The organism is Streptomyces sp. NPDC044003 (genome assembly GCF_056435185.1).
Genome location: NZ_JBWKFA010000002.1, coordinates 370,659 through 393,375 on the forward strand (window position 1 = coordinate 370,659; position 22,717 = coordinate 393,375).

General features: G+C 69.9%; 20 protein-coding genes and 2 tRNA genes. 14 read left to right on the forward strand and 8 right to left on the reverse strand.

Annotation, left to right across the window (positions count from 1 at the left end; translation table 11 throughout):
• Positions 1-9 precede the first annotated feature (9 nt).
• A complete protein-coding gene (locus AC07AW_RS08290; protein ID WP_478814669.1) occupies positions 10-477 on the forward strand; it encodes an NUDIX hydrolase in 468 nt (155 codons plus the stop codon).
• Between the two features lie 109 nt (positions 478-586).
• Complete coding sequence (locus AC07AW_RS08295; RefSeq protein ID WP_478814670.1) at positions 587-1,726, forward strand: serine hydrolase domain-containing protein; 1,140 nt, start codon at positions 587-589, stop codon at positions 1,724-1,726.
• A gap of 4 nt (positions 1,727-1,730) precedes the next feature.
• On the opposite strand, the gene AC07AW_RS08300 is transcribed toward AC07AW_RS08295, so the two are convergent.
• Positions 1,731-2,735, reverse strand: a complete 1,005-nt coding sequence (locus AC07AW_RS08300; protein WP_478814671.1) for a hypothetical protein — start codon at positions 2,733-2,735, stop codon at positions 1,731-1,733.
• A 137-nt stretch (positions 2,736-2,872) separates the two neighbouring features.
• Complete coding sequence (gene pepN / locus AC07AW_RS08305) at positions 2,873-5,419, reverse strand: aminopeptidase N (protein ID WP_478814672.1); 2,547 nt, start codon at positions 5,417-5,419, stop codon at positions 2,873-2,875.
• A 148-nt stretch (positions 5,420-5,567) separates the two neighbouring features.
• Between pepN and AC07AW_RS08310 the strand changes: the two genes are divergently transcribed.
• On the forward strand, positions 5,568-6,203 hold the full coding sequence (locus tag AC07AW_RS08310; RefSeq protein WP_478814673.1) for a mycothiol-dependent nitroreductase Rv2466c family protein: 636 nt from the start codon (positions 5,568-5,570) through the stop codon (positions 6,201-6,203).
• Positions 6,204-6,313: 110 nt separating this feature from the next.
• Here AC07AW_RS08310 and AC07AW_RS08315 read toward each other — a convergent pair whose 3' ends face one another.
• Together AC07AW_RS08315 and AC07AW_RS08320 are read right to left on the reverse strand one after the other, a co-directional pair.
• The gene (locus AC07AW_RS08315) at positions 6,314-6,958 is read right to left on the reverse strand and encodes a superoxide dismutase (protein WP_478814674.1); all 645 of its coding nucleotides are present in this window, start codon (positions 6,956-6,958) and stop codon (positions 6,314-6,316) included.
• 175 nt (positions 6,959-7,133) lie between these two features.
• On the reverse strand, positions 7,134-8,546 hold the full coding sequence (locus AC07AW_RS08320; RefSeq protein WP_478814675.1) for an amino acid permease: 1,413 nt from the start codon (positions 8,544-8,546) through the stop codon (positions 7,134-7,136).
• Between the two features lie 294 nt (positions 8,547-8,840).
• On the opposite strand from AC07AW_RS08320, the gene AC07AW_RS08325 reads away from it, so the two are divergent.
• Together AC07AW_RS08325 and AC07AW_RS08330 are read left to right on the forward strand one after the other, a co-directional pair.
• On the forward strand, positions 8,841-10,001 hold the full coding sequence (locus AC07AW_RS08325; RefSeq protein WP_478814676.1) for an RNA-guided endonuclease InsQ/TnpB family protein: 1,161 nt from the start codon (positions 8,841-8,843) through the stop codon (positions 9,999-10,001).
• A 366-nt stretch (positions 10,002-10,367) separates the two neighbouring features.
• Positions 10,368-10,961 (forward strand): biotin transporter BioY, encoded by a 594-nt coding sequence (locus tag AC07AW_RS08330; protein WP_478814677.1) that lies wholly within the window; start codon positions 10,368-10,370, stop codon positions 10,959-10,961.
• Positions 10,962-11,034: 73 nt separating this feature from the next.
• On the opposite strand, the gene AC07AW_RS08335 is transcribed toward AC07AW_RS08330, so the two are convergent.
• Positions 11,035-12,486: an amino acid permease gene (locus AC07AW_RS08335; protein ID WP_478814678.1), complete on the reverse strand. Its 1,452-nt coding sequence runs from the start codon at positions 12,484-12,486 to the stop codon at positions 11,035-11,037.
• A 196-nt stretch (positions 12,487-12,682) separates the two neighbouring features.
• On the opposite strand from AC07AW_RS08335, the gene AC07AW_RS08340 reads away from it, so the two are divergent.
• Positions 12,683-13,177, forward strand: a complete 495-nt coding sequence (locus AC07AW_RS08340; protein WP_392153938.1) for a ribose-5-phosphate isomerase — start codon at positions 12,683-12,685, stop codon at positions 13,175-13,177.
• A complete protein-coding gene (locus AC07AW_RS08345; protein ID WP_478814679.1) occupies positions 13,177-13,983 on the forward strand; it encodes an Fpg/Nei family DNA glycosylase in 807 nt (268 codons plus the stop codon). Before AC07AW_RS08340 ends, AC07AW_RS08345 begins: the two co-directional genes overlap by 1 nt.
• A 104-nt stretch (positions 13,984-14,087) precedes the next feature.
• Here the strand turns inward: AC07AW_RS08345 and AC07AW_RS08350 are convergent, their stop codons facing one another.
• Positions 14,088-15,317 carry a GNAT family N-acetyltransferase gene (locus tag AC07AW_RS08350; RefSeq protein ID WP_478814680.1) on the reverse strand — a complete coding sequence of 410 codons (1,230 nt, stop codon included), beginning with the start codon at positions 15,315-15,317 and terminating at the stop codon, positions 14,088-14,090.
• Positions 15,318-15,423: 106 nt separating this feature from the next.
• On the opposite strand from AC07AW_RS08350, the gene AC07AW_RS08355 reads away from it, so the two are divergent.
• Complete coding sequence (locus tag AC07AW_RS08355) at positions 15,424-16,569, forward strand: PP2C family protein-serine/threonine phosphatase (protein ID WP_478814681.1); 1,146 nt, start codon at positions 15,424-15,426, stop codon at positions 16,567-16,569.
• Here AC07AW_RS08355 and AC07AW_RS08360 read toward each other — a convergent pair.
• Positions 16,526-17,620: an acyltransferase family protein gene (locus AC07AW_RS08360; RefSeq protein ID WP_478814682.1), complete on the reverse strand. Its 1,095-nt coding sequence runs from the start codon at positions 17,618-17,620 to the stop codon at positions 16,526-16,528. The genes AC07AW_RS08355 and AC07AW_RS08360 overlap by 44 nt on opposite strands.
• A 299-nt stretch (positions 17,621-17,919) precedes the next feature.
• Here AC07AW_RS08360 and AC07AW_RS08365 point away from each other — a divergent pair, with 299 nt between their 5' ends.
• Complete coding sequence (locus tag AC07AW_RS08365) at positions 17,920-18,114, forward strand: hypothetical protein (RefSeq protein ID WP_030684996.1); 195 nt, start codon at positions 17,920-17,922, stop codon at positions 18,112-18,114.
• Between the two features lie 103 nt (positions 18,115-18,217).
• Positions 18,218-19,117 (forward strand): trypsin-like serine peptidase, encoded by a 900-nt coding sequence (locus AC07AW_RS08370; protein WP_478814683.1) that lies wholly within the window; start codon positions 18,218-18,220, stop codon positions 19,115-19,117.
• Positions 19,118-19,179: 62 nt separating this feature from the next.
• On the opposite strand, the gene AC07AW_RS08375 is transcribed toward AC07AW_RS08370, so the two are convergent.
• A tRNA-Gly gene (locus AC07AW_RS08375) sits at positions 19,180-19,250 on the reverse strand.
• 132 nt (positions 19,251-19,382) lie between these two features.
• Between AC07AW_RS08375 and AC07AW_RS08380 the strand changes: the two genes are divergently transcribed.
• The 4 genes from AC07AW_RS08380 (at position 19,383) to AC07AW_RS08395 (ending at position 22,602) form a co-directional block, all read left to right on the forward strand.
• Positions 19,383-19,459, forward strand: a tRNA-Pro gene (locus tag AC07AW_RS08380).
• 171 nt (positions 19,460-19,630) lie between these two features.
• Positions 19,631-21,016, forward strand: coding sequence for a trigger factor (tig, locus tag AC07AW_RS08385; RefSeq protein WP_478814684.1), 1,386 nt, complete (start codon positions 19,631-19,633; stop codon positions 21,014-21,016).
• 240 nt (positions 21,017-21,256) lie between these two features.
• On the forward strand, positions 21,257-21,874 hold the full coding sequence (locus tag AC07AW_RS08390) for an ATP-dependent Clp protease proteolytic subunit (protein WP_362572549.1): 618 nt from the start codon (positions 21,257-21,259) through the stop codon (positions 21,872-21,874).
• 65 nt (positions 21,875-21,939) lie between these two features.
• Positions 21,940-22,602: an ATP-dependent Clp protease proteolytic subunit gene (locus AC07AW_RS08395; protein WP_030684990.1), complete on the forward strand. Its 663-nt coding sequence runs from the start codon at positions 21,940-21,942 to the stop codon at positions 22,600-22,602.
• The last annotated feature ends 115 nt before the right edge of the window (positions 22,603-22,717 follow it).

The following is a 22,717-nucleotide window of genomic DNA, read 5'->3' on the forward strand; positions in this document are numbered from 1 at the left end:
TCTCGGCTCATGCAGCAGGAGTTGAGGGTGGCGGCCTACGCCGTGTGTGTCCGGGACGGCGAGATACTCCTCGCCCGCTGGGTCGCGAAGGACGGCGTCAAGCGGTGGACCCTGCCGGGCGGCGGCATGGACCACGGCGAGGACCCCGTCCATACCGTCGTCCGCGAGGTCGAGGAGGAGACCGGCTATCTGACCGAGCCGACCGCCCTCCTCGGCATCGACTCCATCCGGCGCTCCTGGCTCCGCCTGCTCGGCGCCCCGGGCGACTGGCAGGGGCTGCGGATCCTCTACGAGTCCCGGATCACCGGCGGCGCCCTGCGGAACGAGGAGGGCGGCTCCACCGACCTCGCCGCCTGGCACCCGCTCGACTCCGTGCCCTCCCTCGCCCGTGTCGAACTCGTCGACATCGGCCTCCAGCTCTGGCGCGACCGGCCGCCCCTCGGGCGCTCGCACCTCACCGAGCACGACAACCGCTGACCCCTGCCAGAAGGCTGAAAACGGCTCAACCGTCGCGCGTGCGGTCAACCCCGCCCGCCCTCCGGCAGTCCCCTCCCCTGACCGCAGTACAACGATCAGGGGAGCCCGCATGTCAGCCGCCCGCACCATCGTCGCCGCCACCCTCGTGGCAGGTCTCGCCGCCACCGCCCTCGCCACCCCCGCCCTCGCGGCGCAGGCGCCGGCGCACCGGCAGGACCACGCGGCCACCCAGCAGGCTCTGGACGCCGCCGTCGCCGAGGGCGTGCCCGGTGCCGTCGCCCAGGCCCGCGACGGGCGCGACCGCTGGACCGGCACCGCGGGCGAGCGCAAGGGCAACGACCGCTACCGGGTCGGCTCCATCACCAAGACCTTCACCGCCACCGTCCTCCTCCAGCTCCAGGCGGAGGGCCGTATCGACCTCGACGACCCGGTCGAGAAGTGGCTCCCCGGTGTCGTCCGGGGCAACGGCCACGACGGCAGCGCGATCACCGTCCGTCAGCTGCTCAACCACACCAGCGGCATCTACAGCTACACCGAGGACCCCGCATTCCAGGCCAAGGTCTTCGGCCCCGGCTTCCTGGAGCACCGCTACGACACCTGGACCCCGCAGCAGCTCGTCGACGTCGCCATGACCCACAAGCCGGACTTCGCGCCCGGCACCTCCTGGAACTACTCCAACACCAACTTCGTCCTCGCCGGCATGGTGATCGAGAAGGTCACGGGACGTCCGTACGGCAAGGCCGTCGAGAACCGGATCATCAAGCCGCTCAAGCTCCGCGCCACCACCGTCCCCGGGACCCGCTCGGCCATGCCGGAGCCCAGCAGCCCGGCGTACTCCAAGCTCTCCCGGGACGAGAACGCCCCCGTCCACGAGGTCTCCGACCTCAACCCGAGCCTCGCGGGCGCGGCGGGCGAGATCATCTCCGACTCCCGCGACCTGCAGACCTTCTACTCGGCCCTGCTCAAGGGCCGGCTCCTCACCAAGAACGGTCTGAAGGAGATGACGACCACGGTCCAGATCTCCCCCGAGTACCCGAACGTGGGCTACGGCCTCGGGCTCATGAAGCAGAAGCTGAGCTGCGGCCAGGAGGTCTGGGGGCACGGCGGCGGCATCCACGGCTCCACCTCCCTGGCCCAGGTGACCCGCGACGGCGAGCACTCCCTCGCCGGCAACTTCAACGCCGACTGGGAGGGTGACACCGAGAAGGTCGTCGAGGCCGAGTTCTGCGGCACCGACCCGAAGAAGTAGGCCGTCACCGCGGCAGGACGACGACGTACGCGGCGGGCTGCCGGTCCGGCGCGGCCATCAGGGCCGTACGGACCACGGCGGCCTGCTGGTCCATCGCCTCGCGCAGCTTGCGCGGGGTGAGGTGGACGACCGTGATGCCGAGCCGCTCCAGGTGCTCCCGCTTGCGGGTGTACTCGGTCCACAGCTCGTCGTCGTCCTGCCGGGGCGCCCGGGTGTCCAGCTCCACGGCGACCGCCTGGTCCGGCCAGTAGGCGTCCACCCCGCCCAGGTGCGGGCCGCCCGGCAGCCGCAGGTCCACGTTCCACAGCGGGTCCGGCAGCGCGAACTCCCGCACCATCTCGTAGAGCCGCTGCTCGGAGAGCGAGCGCCCCTCGACGAGCAGCGCGTCCACCGCGTCCACCACGTGCGGCCGGGAGAGCAGCCGGGCCCGGCTCAACTCCCGTACCACCGCGCCCGGTTCGCAGTGCCCGCCGCGCACGGCCTCGGTGAGCAGCCGGCGTACCGTCTCCGCGTCCGTGAGGCCCGACACCGCGTCGGCGACGGCGCGGGCGACCGGGGCGACGGGGAGGCCCGTGAGCTCCACCGGCTCCGGCGACTCCGCGGCGCGCACGACCCGCACCCAGCCGGTCGAGCGCAGTCGCCGGGTGCGCGGCACGAGCACGTCGATCCGGTCCTGGGCGGTGAGCGGGGGAGCGGAGGAGAAGCGGTGCAGGGTCAGCGCGGCGAGTCCGGTGATCATCGCGTCCGGGCCCTGCGCGGGGACGGCGCCGGTCCTGCGGGCGTAGAGCAGGGCGGCGCGCAGCCGGTCCTCGCTGGTGGGCGGCCCGGGCTGGAGCAGGAAGACACCGGGCAGCAGCTGCTGCCAGCCGCCGGGCCGGCAGTGCGCGGCGACCTCGGCTGCGGGGATGCCCTGCGCCCTCAACTGGTCTGCGGACGCGAGTCGTTGCGCGCAGCCGGTGCGGGAGGAGAGAGGGAGGGGGCGGGGGGTGATGGGGGTGTTGTGGTTCATGCCGGGGGTCTTCCGCTCCCGAAGGCTCCCCTAACCCCTGTTACACGCTCGTCGACATTTAGGGACAACCTCGCCCTAAAGTACGCACGTTCGAGTGCCGATGGGGGCCGCGGTCCGCGGCCCCCGTCGTCAGGACCTCACGCCGCCAGGCCATCGCACTTCTGCGCCCGCAGCGCCCGCGCCAGGTCGTCGCGGGCCTCCAGGACCAGTCGCCGCAGCGCCGGCGCCGCCGCCGCGTGCTCCGACAGCCAGGTGTCCGTCGCGGCCAGCGTCGCCTCGTCGTCCTGGAGCCCCGGGAACAGGCCCCGGACCACGTCGATGCCGATCTGGATCGACCGCTCGCCCCACAGCCGCTCGATCGCCGCGAAGTACTTCTCCGCGTACGGCGCGATCAGCTCGCGCTGCGAGGGCTGCACGAAGCCCGCGATGGTCGCCTCGACCAGCGCGTTCGACAGGGTGTCCGACTCGACGACCTGCGCCCAGGCCTGCGCCTTGACCGCCGCCGAGGGCCGCGAGGCCAGCAGCCGGGTCTGGTGGCGCTTGCCCGTCGCCGTGTCGTCGAGGGCCAGCTCCTCGCCGATCCGGGCCTCGTCCGCACGGCCGTGCACGGCGAGCGGGGAGAGCAGCGCCCAGCGCAGCTCCTGGTCGACGTCGAGGCCGTCGATCTTCGCCGTACCGTCGAGCAGCCCCTCCAGGAGCTGGAAGTCGGCCTCGGCGGAGGCGGTCGCCGCGAAGAACCGCGCCCAGGTCAGCTGGTGCTCGCTGCCCGGCTCGGCCACCCGCAGCTCGCGCAGCCCGCCCTCGGCGAGCAGCCGCCCGCCCGCCTCGCGCCACGCGGGCGCCGCGTACAGCGTGACGGCCGACTTCGTCCAGCCGTGGACCATCTGGAGGACGCCGATGTCGGTCTCGCGGCCCGCGAAGGCGAGCGCGACGGAGACGAAGTCCCGGGCGGGCATGAGCCCGTCGCGGGTCAGGTTCCACAGCGCCGACCAGCACAGGGCGCGGGCCAGCGGGTCGGTGATGTCGCCGAGGTGCGCCCGCAGGGTCGCGAGCGAGCCCTCGTCGAAGCGGATCTTGCAGTAGGTGAGGTCGTCGTCGTTGACGAGGACCAGGTCGGGCTTCTCCTCGCCCGCGAGCCCGTCGACGACGGTCCGGGCGCCGGTGATGTCGGCCTCGGCCCGCGCATACCGCACGAGCTCCCCGCCGGAGAGCCGGTAGAGGCCCACGGCGGCGCGGTGCGGGCGCAGCTCGTCGCCCTCCTGGAGGACGGCGAGCTCGGTGATCCGGCCCTCCGCGTCGTACGTGACGGCCGGGGTCAGGCTGTTGACGCCGGAGGTCTGGAGCCAGGACTTCGCCCAGGTCTTCATGTCGCGCCCGGAGGTCTCCTCCAGGATCGCGAGGAGGTCGGCCAGCCGCGTGTTCCCGTAGGCGTGGCGCTTGAAGTAGCGGCGCGCGCCCTCCAGGAACGCGTCCCGCCCGGCGTACGCCACGAGCTGCTTGAGCACCGAGGCGCCCTTGGCGTACGTGATGCCGTCGAAGTTGAGCTTGGCGTCCTCCAGGTCACGGATGTCGGCCGTGATCGGGTGCGTGGACGGCAGCTGGTCGGCGCGGTACGCCCAGGCCTTGCGGTTGTTGGCGAAGGTCACCCAGCTGTTGGTGAAGCGGGTGGCCTCGGCGTTCGCGAAGGAGCCCATGAAGTCCGCGAAGGACTCCTTCAGCCACAGGTCGTCCCACCACACCATGGTGACCAGGTCGCCGAACCACATGTGCGCCATCTCGTGCAGGATGACGTTGGCCCGGCTCTCGTACGCGGCCTGGGTGACCTTGCCCCGGTAGATGTACTCCTCGCGGAAGGTCACCATGCCCGGGTTCTCCATCGCGCCGAGGTTGTACTCGGGGACGAAGGCCTGGTCGTACTTCCCGAAGGGGTACGGGTAGTCGAAGTTGTCGTGGAAGAAGTCGAAGCCCTGCTTGGTGATCAGGAAGACGTCGTCCGCGTCGAAGTGCTTCGCGAGCGACTTCCGGCACATCGCGCCGAGCGGGATCTCCAGCTCGCCGCGCGTGTAGCTGTCGGTCACGTAGTGGTACGGGCCGGCCACGACGCACGTGATGTACGTGGAGATCGGCGCCGTCTCCGCGAACCGCCACACGCCCTCGGCGTCCTGCTCGCCCGCGCCGTTCGACCAGACCGTCCAGCCCTCCGGCGCGGTCACCGCGAAGCGGTACGGGGCCTTGAGGTCCGGCTGCTCGAAGTTGGCGTGCACCCGGCGGGCGTCGGCCGGCTCGTACTGCGTGTAGAGGTAGACCTCGCCGTCCTCCGGGTCGACGAAGCGGTGCATGCCCTCGCCGGTCCGGCTGTAGGCGCACTGGGCGTCCACCACGAGCGTGTTCTCGTCGGCGAGGTCGTCGAGCGCGATCCGCGCGCCGTCGAAGACCACCGCAGGGTCGAGCGAGCGGCCGTTGAGCGTGACCGCGTTCACCGAGGGGGCGATCAGGTCGACGAACGTGCTCGTGCCCTCGCCGGTGCGGCGGAACCGGATCGTCGTCAGCGAGCGGAAGGTGCGCACCGCCTCCTCGGACTCGCCGACGGCCGACCGCAGGTCGAGGACGACCTCGTACCCGTCGACGGACAGCAGCGCGGCCCGCTCGTGGGCCTCGTCGCGGGACAGATTCTCACCGGGCACGGTCACTCCTTCGTGGCGCGTTCGAAACAGCACCGATCCTCCCATGTGCAGCTGTCACCGGGGGACCCGGGAATGCGTCAGCGCGTCCGCGGGTTCCCTTCTTTCGGCGCACCACCTACTTCTTTCCGCGGCCTCACCGAGGAGTGACATGTCCGAGACCAGGACCACCGCCGACTTCTACTTCGACCCGCTGTGCCCCTGGGCCTGGATGACCTCCCGCTGGATGCTGGAGGTGGAGCAGGTCCGCCCGGTCGACGTGCGCTGGAAGGTCATGAGCCTGGCCGTGCTCAACGAGAACAAGCTGGACGAGGTGCCCGCCGAGTACCGCGAGATGCTGGAGACCCAGGCCTGGGGCCCGGTCCGCGTGGTGATCGCCGCCCAGCAGCTGCACGGCGACGAGGTCGTCGGCAAGCTCTACACGGCGCTCGGCACCCGCTTCCACAACAACGGCGAGGGCCCGACCCGCGAGGCGATCGTCGGCGCCCTGAAGGACGTCGGCCTGCCCGAGGACCTGGCGGACTTCGCCGACAAGGACACGTACGACACCGAGCTGCGCGCCTCCCACACGGAGGGCATAGAGAAGGTCGGCCAGGACGTCGGCACCCCGGTCATCGCGGTCCCGGGCCCGACGGGCGACGAGGTCGCCTTCTTCGGCCCGGTCGTCACCCCGACCCCGCGCGGCGACGACGCCGCCCGGCTGTGGGACGGCACGCTGCTCGTGGCGTCGACGCCGGGCTTCTACGAGATCAAGCGCACCCGGACGTCGGCGCCCAGCTTCGAGTAGGCGCCACCCGGTACGGAAGAACCCCCGCGATTCACGTCATCGCGGGGGTTCTTCTTTCATCCGCCTGCCCGGTGAAGGTTGAGAAGACGATCACGAGCAGGAGTGCGGGGTCAGAACGAGATCAGCGGGATGCTGGCCTTCGCCGACAGGTAGCGCCTGTGCACGTCCTGCCAGTTGACGACCTGCCACATGGCCTCGATGAAGTCGACCTTCTGGTTCTTGTACTGCAGGTAGAAGGCGTGCTCCCAGGCGTCGAAGACCAGGATCGGGACCGAGCCCTGCCCGACGTTGCCCTGGTGGTCGTAGACCTGCTCGACGATGAGCCGGCCGCTGATCGGCTCGTACGCGAGGACGCCCCAGCCGGAGCCCTGGGTGGTCGCGGAGGCCTTGGTCAGCTGGGCCTTGAACTTGGCGAAGGAGCCGAAGGACTCGGTGATCGCGTCCGCGAGCTCACCGACGCCGTCGGCGGCCAGCGGCTCGCCGCCGCCCCCGTCCTTCGGGCTGTCCATGTTGTTCCAGTAGATGGAGTGCAGGATGTGGCCGGAGAGGTGGAACGCGAGGTTCTTCTCCAGGCCGTTGATCGCACCCCACTGGTCCTTCTCGCGCGCCTCTTCCAGCTGCTCCAGGGTGTCGTTCGCGCCCTTGACGTATGCGGCGTGGTGCTTGTCGTGGTGCAGCTCGATGATCTGCGGATTGATCACCGGCTCCAGCGCCGCGTAGTCGTACGGCAGCTCCGGAAGTGTGTAGATCGCCATGTGCCCGAGCCCTTCGACGGCTTATTGCAACCTATATGCAAGTGCAGGCTAACAGTAGGTGCGGGGGAAGTTGATCAGTCCTTCGTCCTAGGTCCCGCGCCCGGGTCCTCCCCCCAGGTACGACGAAGCCCCCGGACCGAGTGGTGGTCCGGGGGCTGCGTACAGGAAGGGGGGCTCAGGAGGCCCGGTCCGCCGTTTTCTTCTGGCGGATGAAGCCGATCGTCGCGAGCGCCAGCGTCAGCGCGCCCGTGTAGATCAGCTGCACGCGGGTGCCCTCCTCGCGCGCCATCAGGACGAAGATCGCCGCCATGCCGGCCAGCGCCACCCAGGTCAGCACCGGGAAGGCCCACATGCGCACGACCAGCTTCTCGGGCGCCTCGCGCTCGGTGCGGCGGCGCAGCACCAGCTGGGAAGCGGCGATGAAGAACCAGACGACCAGGATGATCGCGCCGATGGTGTTGAGCAGCCAGATGAAGGCCTTGTCCGGCGACCAGTAGCTCAGCAGCACGCAGCCGAAGCCGACGACGCAGGAGACGAGCACGGCCGGGCGGGGCACCCCGCCGTACAGCTTGCCCAGCGCCTTCGGGCCCTGGCCGCGCGCGACCAGCGAACCGGCCATCCGGGAGGCGCCGTAGATGTTGGCGTTCATCGCGGAGAGCAGGGCGACGAGGACGACCACGTTCATGATCTGGCCGGCCGCCGGGATGCCCAGGTGGTCGAGGGCGGCGACGTACGGGCCCTTCTCGACGACCGCCTTGTCGTCCCAGGGGACGAGGGTGACGATGACCGCCATGGAGCCGATGTAGAAGAGCGCGATCCGCCACATCGCCGTACGGACGGCCTTGGCGACGCCCTGCACCGGGTGCTCCGACTCGGCCGCCGCGATGGTGACCGTCTCCAGGCCGCCGTACGCGAAGACGGAGGCCAGCAGGCCCACGATCAGGCCCTCGGAGCCGTGCGGGAAGAAGCCGCCGGCGCCGCTGAGGTTCGCGGTGCCGGGGGAGTCCGTGCCGGGCAGGACGCCGACGATCGCGAGGACGCCGATGCCGAGGAAGAGGACGATCGCGCCGACCTTGAGCGCGGCGAACCAGAACTCGAACTCGCCGAAGTTCTTCACCGCCGCCAGGTTGGTGACGCAGAAGACCAGCATGAAGAGCGCGACCCAGGCCCACTCCGGGCTGCCGGGGAACCAGCCGGTCATGATCTTCGCGGCGCCGATGCCCTCCAGGCCGACGGCGACGCAGAGCAGGAACCAGAAGGCCCAGCCCGAGGTGAAGCCCGCCCAGGATCCGAAGGCGCGTTCGGCGTGGACGGAGAAGGAGCCGGAGGCCGGGTTCGCGGCCGACATCTCGCCGAGCATCCGCATCACGAGCATCACGAGGATGCCCGAGATCGCGTAGGCGATCACGATCGAGGGACCGGCGGCGGCGATGCCGGCGCCGGAGCCGACGAAGAGCCCGGCACCGATGACTCCGCCGAGGGCGATCATCGAGAGATGGCGCTGCTTGAGGCCGTGCGAGAGGCCCTCGGCAGGTGCGGTCGCGCCGTCCTTGCGGTCGGCCGGCGCGGGCGCGGTGGTCCGAGACATGGGCGAGCCCTGTTCACTAGCTGAGGAGGGAGGGAGCCCACAGTCTGTGGCCCGCCCCGCTCACGAGGAACAGATGTCCGCTATACGGTCACCAACTTCACTCAAAGTGAACATTCAATTCCGATGTGCGGAGAGTGTGTGCGGCTCGCGCCAGATGGGCCCGACTCTGGGCAACGACGAACAAGAGGCGGGTCTTTTGTCATGGAAACACCTCGATCGTGAAGAGGATCACAGTGCTTGCTGGTTTCGGCGGCTCGGCGCCCGGGCCGGGCCAGCCGCCCTACGGTGGTCGTCATGAAGCTCGTGGTGCAGGTTCGTCTCATGCCGGATGCCGTACAGGCGCCAGCCCTTGAGCGCACCCTGCGCACGGTCAACGAGTGCGCGAACCGCGTCTCGGCAGGTTCGTTCGAGAGCTTCGGGCTCAAGGGCTCTGTGCGGGATCTGCGATCGATGTCGTACGGGGAGCTCAAGACCCGAGGACTGGGGGCTCAGGCGGCGCAGCATGTGATCAAGCGTGTCGTGGATGCCTACGCCACCTTGCGGGCGAACATGCGGGCCGGGAATCTCGGCAAGGAGGGCTCGAAGCGGCGTCGCATGGCCGAGTCCAAGCCGATCGTGTTTCGCATCGATGCGGCGCACACGTTCGACGACCGTTGCTTGTCCTGGAGCTACGACCGGCGGACCGTGTCCATCTGGACGCTCGATGGTCGGGTCAAGAACCTGCGGTTCGCGTGCTCGCCGGGCGCACTCAAGCAGCTGGCCGGTCACCGCAAGGGCGAGTCCGACCTGGTGCACCGGGACGGTAAGTGGTTCCTGCTCGCCACCGTCGATGTCTCCGAACCGGAGATGTTCAAGCCAAAGGGCTTCCTCGGCGTGGACCGGGGCATCAGCAACCTCGCCACCACCAGCGACGGCACCAACTACACGGGCCGTCGCTTGAACCGGTATCGGCGTTGGCAGGCCCGCAAGAAGGCCGAGCTGCAGGCCAAGCGCACTCGGTCGTCGGTGCGACTGCTGAAGAAGCGGGCGCGCCGGGAGGCTCGGCACACCGCCCACATCAACCACAGGATCTCCAAGGACATTGTGGCCGTCGCCCAACGCACCGGGCGCGGCATCGCCGTTGAAGAACTGGCGGGAATCCGCGAACGGGTCACGGTTCGACGCGACCAGCGGGCCACACTGTCGTCCTGGCCGTTCCACCAGCTCGGCTCCTTCCTGGAGTACAAGGCCCGCCGGGCAGGCGTGCCGTTCATAGAGGTGGACCCGGCCTATACCTCGCAGCGCTGCCCGCGCTGCGGTCACACCGAGCGCGCCAATAGGCCCACTCGGGAGCTCTTCCGCTGTCGTCGGTGCGGGCTCGCTGGCCCCGCCGACCACGTCGCCGGGGTCAACATCGCCAAGCGGGGTGTCCTGGCGTGGGGCTTCGTCAACAGTCCCGCCCCGGACCCGGCATAGCCGGATCCGGGGGATGCGACCCGTGACCGTCCTGTCGTAGGGGGCAGTCGGGAGCGCGAATCGGTTGCGATGACCGAGTCCACTCGCTCAGTCGCCTACGGCCGAGAAGTTGACATTGAGCAGTACGGGTTCGTCGGTTTATGGAGACCCCACAGTCTCTCCGCTGACAGGTTCCTGGCGCAAAAGGGACCTCTGTGCATGAGGTCCCAGTGACAAGCGTCACGTGGCACGAGGCGCGGAGAACAGGGTTTGTTCAATCCCCACGAAGGGCTCAGGTCGCGCTTTGTTGGCGCCTTACGGTGATCGGGTGCTCACTCCTGGCATAGCGTCAACCTGTCCCTCCCACCCTCACCCCGCGGAGTACCGATGAGCACCGCCGCCGCCCCCGCCCGCTCCCTCCGGGCGGGCACCGTCCTCGCCGACCTCCTCCCGGCGAGCCGCGCCCGCGACATCGCCCTGGTCGTCGGCGGCGCCGCCCTCACCGGCCTCGCCGCGCAGATCACGGTCCCGGTCCCCGGCTCCCCGGTCCCGGTCTCCGGCCAGACCTTCGCCGCCCTGCTCGTCGGCACCGCGTTCGGCGCCCGCCGCGGCTTCCTCGCCCTCGCCCTGTACGCGGTCGCGGGCATGGCGGGCGTCCCGTGGTTCGCCGAGGCCTCCTCCGGCTACGGCATGCCGTCCTTCGGCTACATCCTCGGCATGCTCCTCGCCTCCACCGTGGTCGGCGCCCTCGCCCGCCGCGGCGCCGACCGCTCCGTGCTCCGTACCGCCGGCGCGATGGTCCTCGGCTCCGCGATCATCTACGCCGTCGGCGTGCCGTACCTGGCCCTCGCCACCGGCATGACCCTCGGTCAGGCCGTCGCCGCCGGCCTCACCCCGTTCCTCATCGGCGACGCCCTCAAGGCCGCGCTCGCCATGGGCGCCCTGCCGGCCGCCTGGAAGCTCGTGGGCCGCAAGGGCTGAGCCCCGGAGCCGTACGCGAAGGGCCCCGCCGTTCCCGGAGGAACGGCGGGGCCCTTTCGTACGCCTGAGGGAGCTACACGCGCTCGAGCTCCTCGGCGCCGGCGTTCTTGCCGAGCCGCTGGCGGACCACCGCGATCGCCATCACGAGCGCGGCGACGAGCAGGGACAGCACGACCTGGTCACGGTTGCTGCCGCCGTCGTAGACCATGTAGCCGAGGACGCCGACGATCATGGCGATGGTCGCCCAGGTCAGGTACGGGAAGAGCCACATCTTCACGATCAGCTTCTCCGGCGACTCGCGCAGGATGATGCCGCGCATCCGCAGCTGGGTCACGCAGATGACCAGCCAGACGAAGAGCGCGACCGCGCCGGAGGAGTTCAGCAGGAAGGCGAAGACGGTGTCCGGCCACTTGTAGTTGAAGAAGACCGCGACGAAGCCGAAGACGACCGAGCCGAGGATCGCGGCGGTCGGCACGCCCCGCTTGTTGACCTTGGCGAAGGCCTTCGGCGCGTCACCGCGCTGGCCGAGCGAGAAGGCCATGCGGGAGGCGGTGTAGAGGCCCGAGTTCAGGCAGGACAGGACGGCCGTCAGGACGATCACGTTCATGATCTGGCCGGCGTGCGGGATGCCGATGGAGTCGAGGGCGGCGACGTACGAGCCCTTGTCGACGATCGACTTGTCGTTCCACGGCAGCAGCGTCAGGACGACGAAGATCGAGCCCAGGTAGAAGACGCCGATCCGCCAGATCACGCTGTTGGTGGCCTTGGTGACGGCCTTCTGCGGGTCCTCCGACTCGCCGGCGGCGAGCGTGACGATCTCGCTGCCCATGAACGAGAAGACGACCATCAGCACACCGGTGAGGACCGCGCCCGCGCCCATCGGGAAGAAGCCCCCGCTGTCGGTGAGGTGCGCGAATCCGGCGCCCGGGTTGTCCGAGCCGGGCAGCACGCCGAAGACCGCGAGCAGACCGATGACGACGAAGGCGCCGATGGCGACGACCTTGATGCCGGCGAACCAGAACTCGAACTCGCCGTACGAGGCGACGGAGCCGAGGTTGGTGATCGTGAGGACCACCATCACGATGAGCGCCCAGCCCCACTGCGGCACGGCCGGGATCCAGCTCTCCAGGATCTTGGCGCCCGCGGTCGCCTCGACGGCGAGGACGACGACCCAGAAGAACCAGTACAGCCAGCCGATGCTGAAACCGGCCCAGCGGCCCAGGGCCTGGTCCGCGTAGGCGGAGAAGGAGCCGGAGGACGGCCGGGCGGCGGCCATCTCGCCGAGCATCCGCATCACGAAGACGACCATGGCGCCGACGAGTGCGTACGAGAGGAGGATCGCGGGGCCGGCCGCGGCGATGCCGGAGCCGGAGCCGACGAAGAGACCGGCGCCGATGACGCCGCCGATCGCGATCATCGACAGGTGGCGGTTCTTGAGCCCGGCCTTGAGACCGTCGGAGGACTGCGGGGTGCCGGTGGTGCCGGTCTCCTGGCCGTCCTTCGTCAGGGTCGGTTGCGTGTTCACAGACGCTTCCTCGTGTGTGGGGGGCGCTCGGGTCGCGAGCCTGAGCATTGAACCCCGTGAGCAGGGATGATCGGAAGACCTCATTCCGGATCGTTGTACGGGCGACCTCGCGAGAGTCGAAGGTCCGTACCAGGTCGGGTGAAGCTCCCGACCCCGCTGCCTGCTACCCGGGCCCTGACGTGCCACACTCGGCATCATGCGCGTCTATATCGGTTCCGACCACGCCGGCTTTGAACTAAAGAACCACCTCGTCGAGTGGCTCAAGGCCCACGGCCACGAGCCCGTCGACTGCGGTCCTCACATCTACGACGCCCTCGACGACTACCCGCCGTTCTGCCTGCGTGCCGCCGAGAAGACGGCCGCCGACCCGGACAGCCTGGGCATCGTCATCGGCGGCTCCGGCAACGGCGAGCAGATCGCCGCGAACAAGGTGAAGGGGGTGCGCGCCGCCCTCGCCTGGAGCGAGCAGACCGCCGCCCTCGGCCGCGAGCACAACAACGCCAACGTGATCTCCGTCGGCGGCCGGATGCACACCCAGGAAGAGGCGACCAAGTTCGTCGAGATCTTCCTGAACACCCCGTACTCGGGTGACGAGCGTCACACCCGCCGCATCGACATGCTGTCGACGTACGAGACCACCGGCGAGCTCCCCCCGATCCCCGCGCACCACCCGCAGGAGCCGACCGCCTGATGCCCGAGGGGCACACCATCCACCGGCTGGCCGCCGACCACCGCGAGCGGTTCGGCGGCCGGCCCGTGCGCGTCTCCAGCCCCCAGGGCAAGTTCTCCGACTCGGCGGCCCTGCTCGACGGCACGACCCTGGAGACGACGGAGGCCCACGGGAAGCACCTCTTCCTGGGCTTCCCCGGCGAGGAATGGATCCACATCCACCTGGGCCTCTTCGGCAAGGTGAACTTCGGCGACGCCCCGGCTCCGCCGCCCACGGACACGGTCCGACTGCGCCTCGCCAACCCCGACTCGTACGTGGACCTGCGGGGCCCCACCACCTGCGCGCTGATCACGGACGCCGAGAAGCAGGCGATACACGACCGCCTCGGCCCGGACCCGCTCCGCGAGGACGACGACCGGGCGAGGGCCTGGCACCGGATCTCGAAGTCCCGGACGACGATCGCCGCCCTCCTCATGGACCAGAAGGTCATCGCGGGCGTCGGCAACGTCTACCGCGCCGAGGTCCTCTTCCGGCACGGCATCGACCCGTACCGCGCGGGCAGGGACCTCACGGCGGGAGAGTGGGACGCGATCTGGGAGGACCTGGCGGTCCTCATGCGCGAGGGCGTCCGCCTGAACCGCATCGACACGGTCCGCCCCGAACACACCCCGGAGGCCATGGGCCGCCCGCCCCGAGTGGACGACCACGGCGGCGAGGTCTACGTCTACCGCCGGGCGAACCAGCCGTGCCACATCTGCACGACGGACATCCGCACGGCGGACCTGGCGAACCGCAACCTCTTCTGGTGCCCGAGCTGCCAGGCCTAGGTGTGGGCAGACGTTCCGCCTGGGGGTCCCCCCAGGACGAAGTCCTAGGGGGAGGATAAGGGTGGGCACCCGAGGGCGATGCCCGACCCGTTGCCGCCCCGCCCCTAGAACCCGTGCGGCAACCAGGGCGCGACAGGTGACCCGAAAGCGACGGACGCCTCGACCAGCGCCCCTTCCCGAAGCTCCCGCACCCGCCCGGCCGAGGCCAGCGACATCAACGAGGTCCCGCCCAGGTACGCGGCCCCCAGCTCCCGCACGGACAGCGCGAGATCGGGCGCGTCCCCGGTACGCACGCACGTCGCCCCCTTCGCGTCCCCCGTCAACCGCCACCGCCCCGCGTTCCAGGGACAGAACGCGTCCTCGACCTCGAACACCACGTCCACCGGCGCCTGATACGTCCGCGCCTCAAGCGCCGCGCCCACCTCCACGAGCCGCACGAACAGGATCTCCCGCAGCGTCGGCTCGCAGCGCCGGACATTCGTCACCAGGTGCTGCCAGGCGTCGTCCACCGGCCGGCTGTGGATCTTCACCTTCGTCGTCAGGTCCACCGAACACAGGAAGCGCCACAGCGCCGCCTCCGCCACCGCGTCGAGGCCGGCCAGCTGGTGCACCGAGACGGAACCGTCTGGCCCCGCGAAGGACCAGTCCGGCTTGATCGCGTAGTGCGCGTACCCGACGACCTCAGCGTCCCGCTCGGCGAGCACACACAGCCGCGGTGAGGCACCCTCTCGGTCACCCGGCGGGTCGAGCAGCGCCTGCCGCTCCCAGCCGGGCCGTCGCGCCAGCATCCCGGGCCGGCCGGGAACCAGCTTCGCGTACACCGCCTCGGTCGCCTCCAGCGCCTCCGCCGGAGTCGTCACCCGCAGCCTCACGTCGTCCACGCCCTCCGGCGCGGTCAGCCGCACCCGGGTCCTGTCGATGGTCGCGTGCGCCGCGTACGTTGCCGCGCCATAGCCGAAGCGGCCGTAGATCTCCGGCTCGGAGGCCGTCAGGACCGCCAGCGGCTCGCCCCAGCTCCGCAGGTCGTCCAGCTGCCGCCGCATCATCGAGGTCAGGATCCCGCGCCGCCGATGAGTTCCGGCCACGCTCACCATCGTCACCCCGCCCGCCGGGACCGACGCCCCGCCCGGCACCGTCAGCCTGAACGTGAACGCCCCCGCCGTCCCCACGCACAGATCGCCGTCCCAGGCACCCAGGGAACGGTCGTACTCGGTCAGGTCCTGCCAGAGCTGCCGCTCCTCCGGCGACTCCGGCACACCGCCGAACGCAAGCTCCAGCACCCCGTACCAGCGGTCCCACTCCGACGGGTCGAGAACCCGCAGTTCAGTCGTCATATGCCATCGATATCAGCGGCGCGCGCCCGGGGCGACCCGATTTCACGCACCTTGTCACCGGGGTACCCCTGCACGATGTCCGAAGGGATGGATAGGGTCCAGGCCAATGGGACAGCGCGCCGGAGTGAACACGTACGCGGCCCGGACACGCAGGCGCGTGCGCCGGGCCCGCGTCGCGCTGCGCAGATCCGCCGTCGACTACTTCCGCGGCGACGGCGCCGACTGGCTCGCCTTCGCCGGTCTCCTCCTGATGATCCCCGCCATCGCGTGCGGGACCCTCCTCAACCCGGTGTGGTGCGCACCCGCCGCGCTCGTCCTGCCCATCGTGGCCGGCGGCCTGCTGCTGCGCCCCGCCAGCCTGCTCGGTCTGTACGCGGCGGCCGCCGGCGCCCTCATCGTCGAGTCCGTCGTCCTCGGCCCGTACACCCAGGGTCCGGCCAGGGTCACCCCCGGCACCGTCCTGGTCGTCGCCGCCTGCGGACTCTTCGGGCTGCTCATCGCCCAGTTCCGCGCCCGCGTCGGTGTGCCCTGGCGGCGCGGCGGCACCATGCTCTTCGATCTGCGCGAGCGCATCCGCGTCCAGAGCGCCCTGCCCCGGCTCCCCAAGGGCTGGCACCGTGAGATGGCGCTGCGCCCGGCCGGCGGCCAGTCCTTCTCGGGCGACTTCGTCGTCGCTGCCCGCACCCACGGCGGACGCACCCTGGAGGTCGTCCTCACCGACGTCTCCGGCAAGGGCATGGACGCGGCCTCCCGCTCCCTGCTGCTCTCCGGCGCCTTCGGCGGCCTCCTCGGCTCGCTCCCGCCGCACGGCTTCCTCCCGGCGGCCAACGGCTACCTCCTCCGCCAGAACTGGGACGAGGGCTTCGCCACCTCGATCCATCTCGTCCTCGACCTGGAGTCCGGCGACTACGAGCTGTTCTCCGCCGGCCACCTGCCCGCCCTCCAGCTCCACGCGGGCAGCGGCCGCTGGGAGGAGAAGGCCGCCGACGGGCCCCTCCTCGGCGTCTACGACGGGGCGGAGTTCCACCCGGTCAAGGGCTCGCTGCGCCCCGGCGACGTCCTGATGCTCTTCACCGACGGCCTGGTGGAGGCCGCCGACCGGGACATCGCGGAGGGCATCGACCGTCTCACCGGCGAGGCCGACCGCTGTGTCGCCGAGGGTTTCGAGGGCGTCGCCTGGCACCTGATCGAGGCCGTCGCCAAGGACGTCAACGACGACCGGGCGCTTCTCCTTCTCTCCCGTCCTTCCTGAACGCCCAGGCCAGCTCCGGCTCCGTCACCGGCTTCATGATCCGGTGCACCACCGGGGTGCACAGCAGTGTCATCACGGCGAGCGTCGTCACGGAGAGGAGGACGCGGCCGGCCGGCGTGCCGAGCGACGGGTACTGGTCGAAGAAGCCCGAGTACTGCCCGCCCCGGATGAGGAGTCCGTGCAGCAGGTAGCCGCAGATGGTGCCGGAGCCGAGCACCGTGAACCAGCGCTTGCGGGCGGGGACCAGGGCGAGGAAGGCCGCCGTGAGGATCAGCGTGCAGACGAAGAGGGCGCCGACCCTGATGAGCCCGGGCCACCACGCCACCCCCATCTCCTGGGCGCTCACGGTCCGGTAGAACCAGGTCATGTAGATGCTGGCGGTCGCCCAGTAGGTGAAGGGCAGGGCGCCGGCGAAGACCAGGGCGGCCACGATCCGCACCGGCCGCCGCCGCAGGAACAGGAAGTGCTCGGGCCGCATGCGGAGCCCGATCACGAAGAACGGCAGGAACTGCAGCACCCGCTGCATGCCGATGACACCGTCCAGGCCGGGGGTGATCGCGGCCAGCGCCCCGATCCCGACGGACACGGGCACCGGCCAGCGGATGACCGACCAGAAGGGGGCGGTCACCCGCCAGACGAACAGCGCGATCAGGAACCACATCAGGTACGAGGGGTGGAGCAGGCTGTACGGGCGTTCGGGCTGCGCTCCCCAGCGGATGAGCAGGGTGTACGCGACCTCGAAGACGAGGTACGGCACGACGATCCCGGTGAGCAGCCGCCGCAGCTGGTCGGGGCGCCCGGTGTAGCTGCGCGAGAGGTAGCCGGATATCAGGACGAAGGCCGGCATGTGGAAGGCGTACACCAGCATGTACAGGGTTCTGGTCGTCCGGCTGCCCTCCACCACCACGGGGAGCACGTGCCCCACGGCCACGAGCAGGATGGCGAGGTACTTCGCGTTGTCGAAGTACGGGTCACGCCGCCGCCCGGCTCTGGGGGCGGGCGCGGTGCGGAGGGGAGTGGCGGTGATTCCCGGGTGAGTGGTGGACGACATTGGCGAGACGCTAGCTGTGAGCCTGCTGTCCGAAAAGTATGTGCGCTAAAAGGTGCGCGAAGTCTCAAATCCCCCTAAAAAGGGGCGGTGAGGCGTGGTTCAAAAGCCCCAAAACACCGCAATCGTCCTCTGGTTGTACGGGTGTGGCAATCCTCTCCCTTCCCGTTGCCCGACCTCGACGATTCGTCACCCGGCAGCGAGGGCAAGGGGGTTGGTGGCACGATGGAGGAAGCGGGGGGTGTTCCGAGACAGGGGCTCCCTGGTGGGCAAGGTGGGACCGACCGAGGGTGTGATCAGTTGTGGCCATTTCACTGTCTGTGGTGTTGCTGTTGGCAATCATCCTGGTGGTGCTGATCCGAGGGGGAAACCTCAAGGGCGGCCCGGCCGTGGTCGCGGTCCTCTTCGGCTTCTTCCTCGCCTCCACCGGCATGGCCGACGACATCCAGCGCTTCCTGGACTCGATAACGCAGACCGTGGGGTCCATAAAGTTCTGACGGTAGCCTCCATCAAGTTCTGACACGCGACGAGGCCCCCGCCGGCACAGGCGGGGGCCTCGTCACGCGAACGGCCGAGGGCCGGGATGGGGGCAGTAGGGGCATGGGGAGAAGGCGCGGATGGGGTGGTGCGGTCGCGGCCGCGCTCGTCGTATGGGGTGCGGGCGGCTGCGGCCCGATGACCGCGGCCGGGAAGGGCGGCGGCGAACCCCGGCACGGCCAAGCGCCGACCGAGGCCGAGATCGTCGTCCATGACGCGGCGGTCACGGACGGGCAGCGCGCCCAGGTGGAGGCGTACTGGACCGGAACGGGCGTCAGGGCGCTCGCTGCCGGGGACCGCATGGGCGAGCATGTGCAGCCCGCATGGGAGCGGGGCGGTGCCATCGCCCGTACCGTCGGCCGGCTGTACGTCCGGGGGAGTGACGGCGGTCCGTCCGCCTGTACGGCGACCGTGGTCGGTACGCACACGGTCGTCACCGCGGCGCACTGCGTCAGGACACCCGTCGAGGGGAAGTCCGCGTCGGAGGCGACGTGGGACGGGCAGCCCTACTTCGTGCCCGGGTACCGCGACGGCAAGAGCCCGTACGGCGGCTTCACGGTGCGCAGGGTGCGGATGGCCGTCGAGTGGCAGGACGACGGGCAGGACGTCGCCATGCTGGAGATGAACCCCGCTCGCGACGGGCGGAGCATTTCCGAAGTGACCGGCGTCCAGAGGGTCACGTTCGAGCCGGAACCGGCGGCCCTCACCCACTTCGTCGGCTATCCGTACACGAACCGGGCCCTGCACTGTCAGGCCCCCGGGGAACCTCTCGACGGCATCGCGTGGCGGATTCCGTGCGTCATGGGGGTCGGTTCGAGCGGTGGCCCGTACCTGGTCGACCTCGACGGTGGCGGGACCGGCACCGTCGTCGCGGTCAACGTCAGCAGTGACGGCGAGTCCAGCTACGGAACGGCCCTGGGGGCACTCGCCCGGGAGCTTCACGGGCGGTCCGAGCGCGGATAGCGCTCCCGGACGGTGGGCGAAACGCAGAAAACCCCAGGAGACCTGGGGTTTTCTCGTCTGAGAGCGGGTGACGGGAATCGAACCCGCGTAGCTAGTTTGGAAGACTAGTGCTCTACCATTGAGCTACACCCGCACAGCATCGCGCCGCAGGTCACGAGGACCGCGGCACGAGGAGCATGGTAGCCGGTCAGGGGCCTTTCGTGCACACCCGGAAAACAGGGGGCGCCGCACAGTCCCCATCCATGTACCCTACGTGTCGCACCGACGGGGTGTGGCGCAGCTTGGTAGCGCGTCCGCTTTGGGAGCGGAAGGCCGTGGGTTCAAATCCCGCCACCCCGACCATGACGATCACGCGCTCACCTCGCGCGTTCTTGATCACGTTGTGGGCGTCATCCCGCTTGCGGTTACTATGCAAGCTGCGTGCCCGTGTGTCTTTCTGACCGGGCCGACCCGCCGGAACCGCCACACGCGGCCCCGGCGGATTCCAGGAATCAGCCACAAGGAGACCGAACCGTGAAGAGCGCCGTGGAGACCCTGAACCCGACCCGGGTTCGGCTCACTGTCGAGGTGCCCTTCGAGGAGCTCAAGGACAGCCTCGACGCGGCGTACAAGAAGATCAACCAGCAGGTCACGGTCAAGGGCTTCCGTAAGGGCAAGATCCCGGCTCGCGTGATCGACCAGCGGTTCGGCCGCGGCGCCGTGCTGGAGGAGGCCGTCAACGACGCGCTCCCGAAGTTCTACACCGAGGCCGTCAACGAGGCCGAGGTCAACCCGCTCGGCCAGCCCGAGGTCGACATCACCGAGCTGAAGGACGGCGAGCTGCTGGCCTTCACCGCCGAGGTCGACGTCCGCCCGACGCTCGAGATCCCGGACTACTCCGGCATCGAGGTCACCGTCGACGCGGTCGAGGTCACCGACGAGGACATCGAGAAGTCCGTGGAGCAGCTCCGCGAGCGCTTCGCCTCGACCTCCCCGGTCGAGCGTGCCGCCCAGGACGGCGACGTCGTCACCATCGACCTCGAGGCCAAGGTCGACGGCGAGGTCCTGCCCGACGGTGTCGCCAGCGACGTCTCGTACACGATCGGCTCCGGCGAGCTGCTCGACGGCATCGACGAGGCCGTCAAGGGCCTCGAGGCCGGCGGCGAGGCCACCTTCACCTCGCAGCTGAAGGGCGGCTCCGCCGAGGGCAAGGACGCGGAGGTCACCGTCAAGGTCACCACCGTCGCCGCCCGTGAGCTCCCCGAGCTCGACGACGAGTTCGCGCAGATGGCGTCGGAGTTCGACACCCTCGACGAGCTCAAGGCCGACAGCCGCAAGCGCCTCGAGAACATGAAGCAGTTCGACCAGGCCACCCAGGCCCAGGAGCGCGTCCTCGACGAGCTCCTCAAGCTGGTCGAGGTCCCGATGCCCGAGAAGCTTCTCGAGGACGAGATCAACACCCGCAAGCACAACCTGGAGCACCACCAGCTCGGCCAGATGGGCCTCGACCTCGCGAAGTACCTGGAGATCCAGGGCAAGACCGAGGAAGAGTTCCTGGCCGAGACCAAGGAGCAGGCCGAGAAGGGCATCAAGACGCAGTTCATCCTCGATGAGCTCGTCAACAAGGAGAAGCTCGACGTCTCCCGCGAGGAGCTCACCGAGCACCTGTTCCGCCGTGCCGCCTCCTCCGGCATGAGCCCCGACCAGTTCGCCCAGGCCGTGGCCCAGCAGGGCCAGGTCCCGATGCTCGTCGGCGAGGTCGCCCGCGGCAAGGCCCTCGCGGTCGTCGTCGAGGCCGCCAAGGTCCTCGACACCAACGGCGAGGTCGTCGACCTCTCCGACGACGAGGACGAGGTCGAGACCGCCGTCGAGGCCGTCGAGGCCGTCACCGGCGAGGCCGAGGTCTCCGAGGACAAGTAAGGGCCCCCGCCCCCGGCGGACCCTGCTCCACGGGCCCGTGCGCACTCCTGTGCGTACGGGCCCGTGGACGTACCGGGACCCTCTTACACGCCCCCAACTACCTTGCGCTCCCAGCGAACAGTTCGGGAACCGGGATGGCGTTGTCCGACCTGCGCGTTAGGGTCCATGAATACGAGGGCACTGCCCTCTGAACAAGACGCTGAGACGGCTTGGGGCCGTCGGAGACGAGCAGGTGGATACGTGACGAATCTGAAGCCTTACGCCGCGGGTGAGCCGTCCATCGGTGGCGGCCTCGGCGACCATGTCTACAACCGACTGCTCGGCGAGCGCATCGTCTTCCTCGGCCAGCAGGTCGACGACGAGATCGCCAACAAGATCACCGCCCAGATGCTCCTCCTGGCCGCCGAGCCGGAGAAGGACATCTTCCTGTACATCAACAGCCCCGGCGGCTCGGTGACGGCCGGCATGGCGGTCTACGACACCATGCAGTTCATCCCGAACGACGTCGTCACCATCGGCATGGGCATGGCGGCCTCCATGGGCCAGTTCCTGCTCACCGCCGGCGCCCCCGGCAAGCGCTTCGCGCTGCCGAACACCGACATCCTGATGCACCAGGGCTCCGCCGGCATCGGCGGCACCGCCTCCGACATCAAGATCCAGGCCGAGTACCTCCTGCGCACCAAGAAGCGCATGGCCGAGATCACCGCGCAGCACTCCGGCCAGACCGTCGAGACGATCATCCGCGACGGCGACCGCGACCGCTGGTTCACCGCGGAGGAGGCCAAGGAGTACGGCCTCATCGACGACATCATCACGCACGCCGCGGGTGTTCCGGGCGGCGGCGGCACGGGCGCCTGAGCGCCGGCAGCCCGCCGAAGAGCCCCCAGCCCCCTCTGAACGCCACCAGGACGGTGAACACCCAGATGCAGAACAACCTCTCCCCGAGCGGCCTCTACACCGGCGCGCCGATGGACAACCGCTACGTCGTGCCGCGCTTCGTCGAGCGCACCTCGCAGGGCGTCCGCGAGTACGACCCGTACGCGAAGCTGTTCGAGGAGCGCGTGATCTTCCTCGGCGTGCAGATCGACGACGCCTCCGCCAACGACGTCATGGCGCAGCTCCTGTGCCTGGAGTCGATGGACCCGGACCGCGACATCTCGATCTACATCAACAGCCCGGGCGGCTCCTTCACCGCCCTCACGGCCATCTACGACACGATGCAGTTCGTGAAGCCCGACATCCAGACGGTCTGCATGGGCCAGGCGGCCTCCGCCGCGGCCGTGCTGCTCGCCGCCGGCACCCCCGGCAAGCGGATGGCCCTGCCGAACGCCCGCGTGCTGATCCACCAGCCCTCCGGCGGCACCGGCCGTGAGCAGCTCTCCGACCTGGAGATCGCGGCCAACGAGATCCTGCGCATGCGCAGCCAGCTGGAGGAGATGCTGGCCAAGCACTCCTCGACGCCGATCGAGAAGATCCGCGACGACATCGAGCGCGACAAGATCCTGACGGCCGAGGACGCCCTGGCGTACGGCCTGATCGACCAGATCGTCTCGACCCGCAAGAGCACGGCCTCCGCCGAGCGCTGACGCCCGACCTTCCCTCGGCGCGGTTCACAGGGTCCGCGTGGCTCGTGTGGCCGAATCGCGACCATGTGAACCGTGCCAAGGGGGGCCCGAACAGGGGGCCCGGCAAGGTACCGTC

Excerpts from the sequence above, each read along its gene's own strand:
- AC07AW_RS08355 (WP_478814681.1), top strand. The coding sequence starts at position 15,424 with ATGGGACAGCGCGCCGGAGTGAACACGTACGCGGCCCGGACACGCAGG.
- AC07AW_RS08290 (WP_478814669.1), top strand. The coding sequence starts at position 10 with ATGCAGCAGGAGTTGAGGGTGGCGGCCTACGCCGTGTGTGTCCGGGAC.
- AC07AW_RS08325 (WP_478814676.1), top strand. The coding sequence starts at position 8,841 with ATGAAGCTCGTGGTGCAGGTTCGTCTCATGCCGGATGCCGTACAGGCG.
- AC07AW_RS08370 (WP_478814683.1), top strand. The coding sequence starts at position 18,218 with ATGGGGAGAAGGCGCGGATGGGGTGGTGCGGTCGCGGCCGCGCTCGTC.
- AC07AW_RS08330 (WP_478814677.1), top strand. The coding sequence starts at position 10,368 with ATGAGCACCGCCGCCGCCCCCGCCCGCTCCCTCCGGGCGGGCACCGTC.
- AC07AW_RS08345 (WP_478814679.1), top strand. The coding sequence starts at position 13,177 with ATGCCCGAGGGGCACACCATCCACCGGCTGGCCGCCGACCACCGCGAG.
- AC07AW_RS08300 (WP_478814671.1), bottom strand. The coding sequence starts at position 2,735 with ATGAACCACAACACCCCCATCACCCCCCGCCCCCTCCCTCTCTCCTCC.
- AC07AW_RS08320 (WP_478814675.1), bottom strand. The coding sequence starts at position 8,546 with ATGTCTCGGACCACCGCGCCCGCGCCGGCCGACCGCAAGGACGGCGCG.
- AC07AW_RS08310 (WP_478814673.1), top strand. The coding sequence starts at position 5,568 with ATGTCCGAGACCAGGACCACCGCCGACTTCTACTTCGACCCGCTGTGC.
- AC07AW_RS08360 (WP_478814682.1), bottom strand. The coding sequence starts at position 17,620 with ATGTCGTCCACCACTCACCCGGGAATCACCGCCACTCCCCTCCGCACC.
- AC07AW_RS08295 (WP_478814670.1), top strand. The coding sequence starts at position 587 with ATGTCAGCCGCCCGCACCATCGTCGCCGCCACCCTCGTGGCAGGTCTC.
- AC07AW_RS08315 (WP_478814674.1), bottom strand. The coding sequence starts at position 6,958 with ATGGCGATCTACACACTTCCGGAGCTGCCGTACGACTACGCGGCGCTG.
- AC07AW_RS08395 (WP_030684990.1), top strand. The coding sequence starts at position 21,940 with ATGCAGAACAACCTCTCCCCGAGCGGCCTCTACACCGGCGCGCCGATG.
- AC07AW_RS08340 (WP_392153938.1), top strand. The coding sequence starts at position 12,683 with ATGCGCGTCTATATCGGTTCCGACCACGCCGGCTTTGAACTAAAGAAC.
- AC07AW_RS08350 (WP_478814680.1), bottom strand. The coding sequence starts at position 15,317 with ATGACGACTGAACTGCGGGTTCTCGACCCGTCGGAGTGGGACCGCTGG.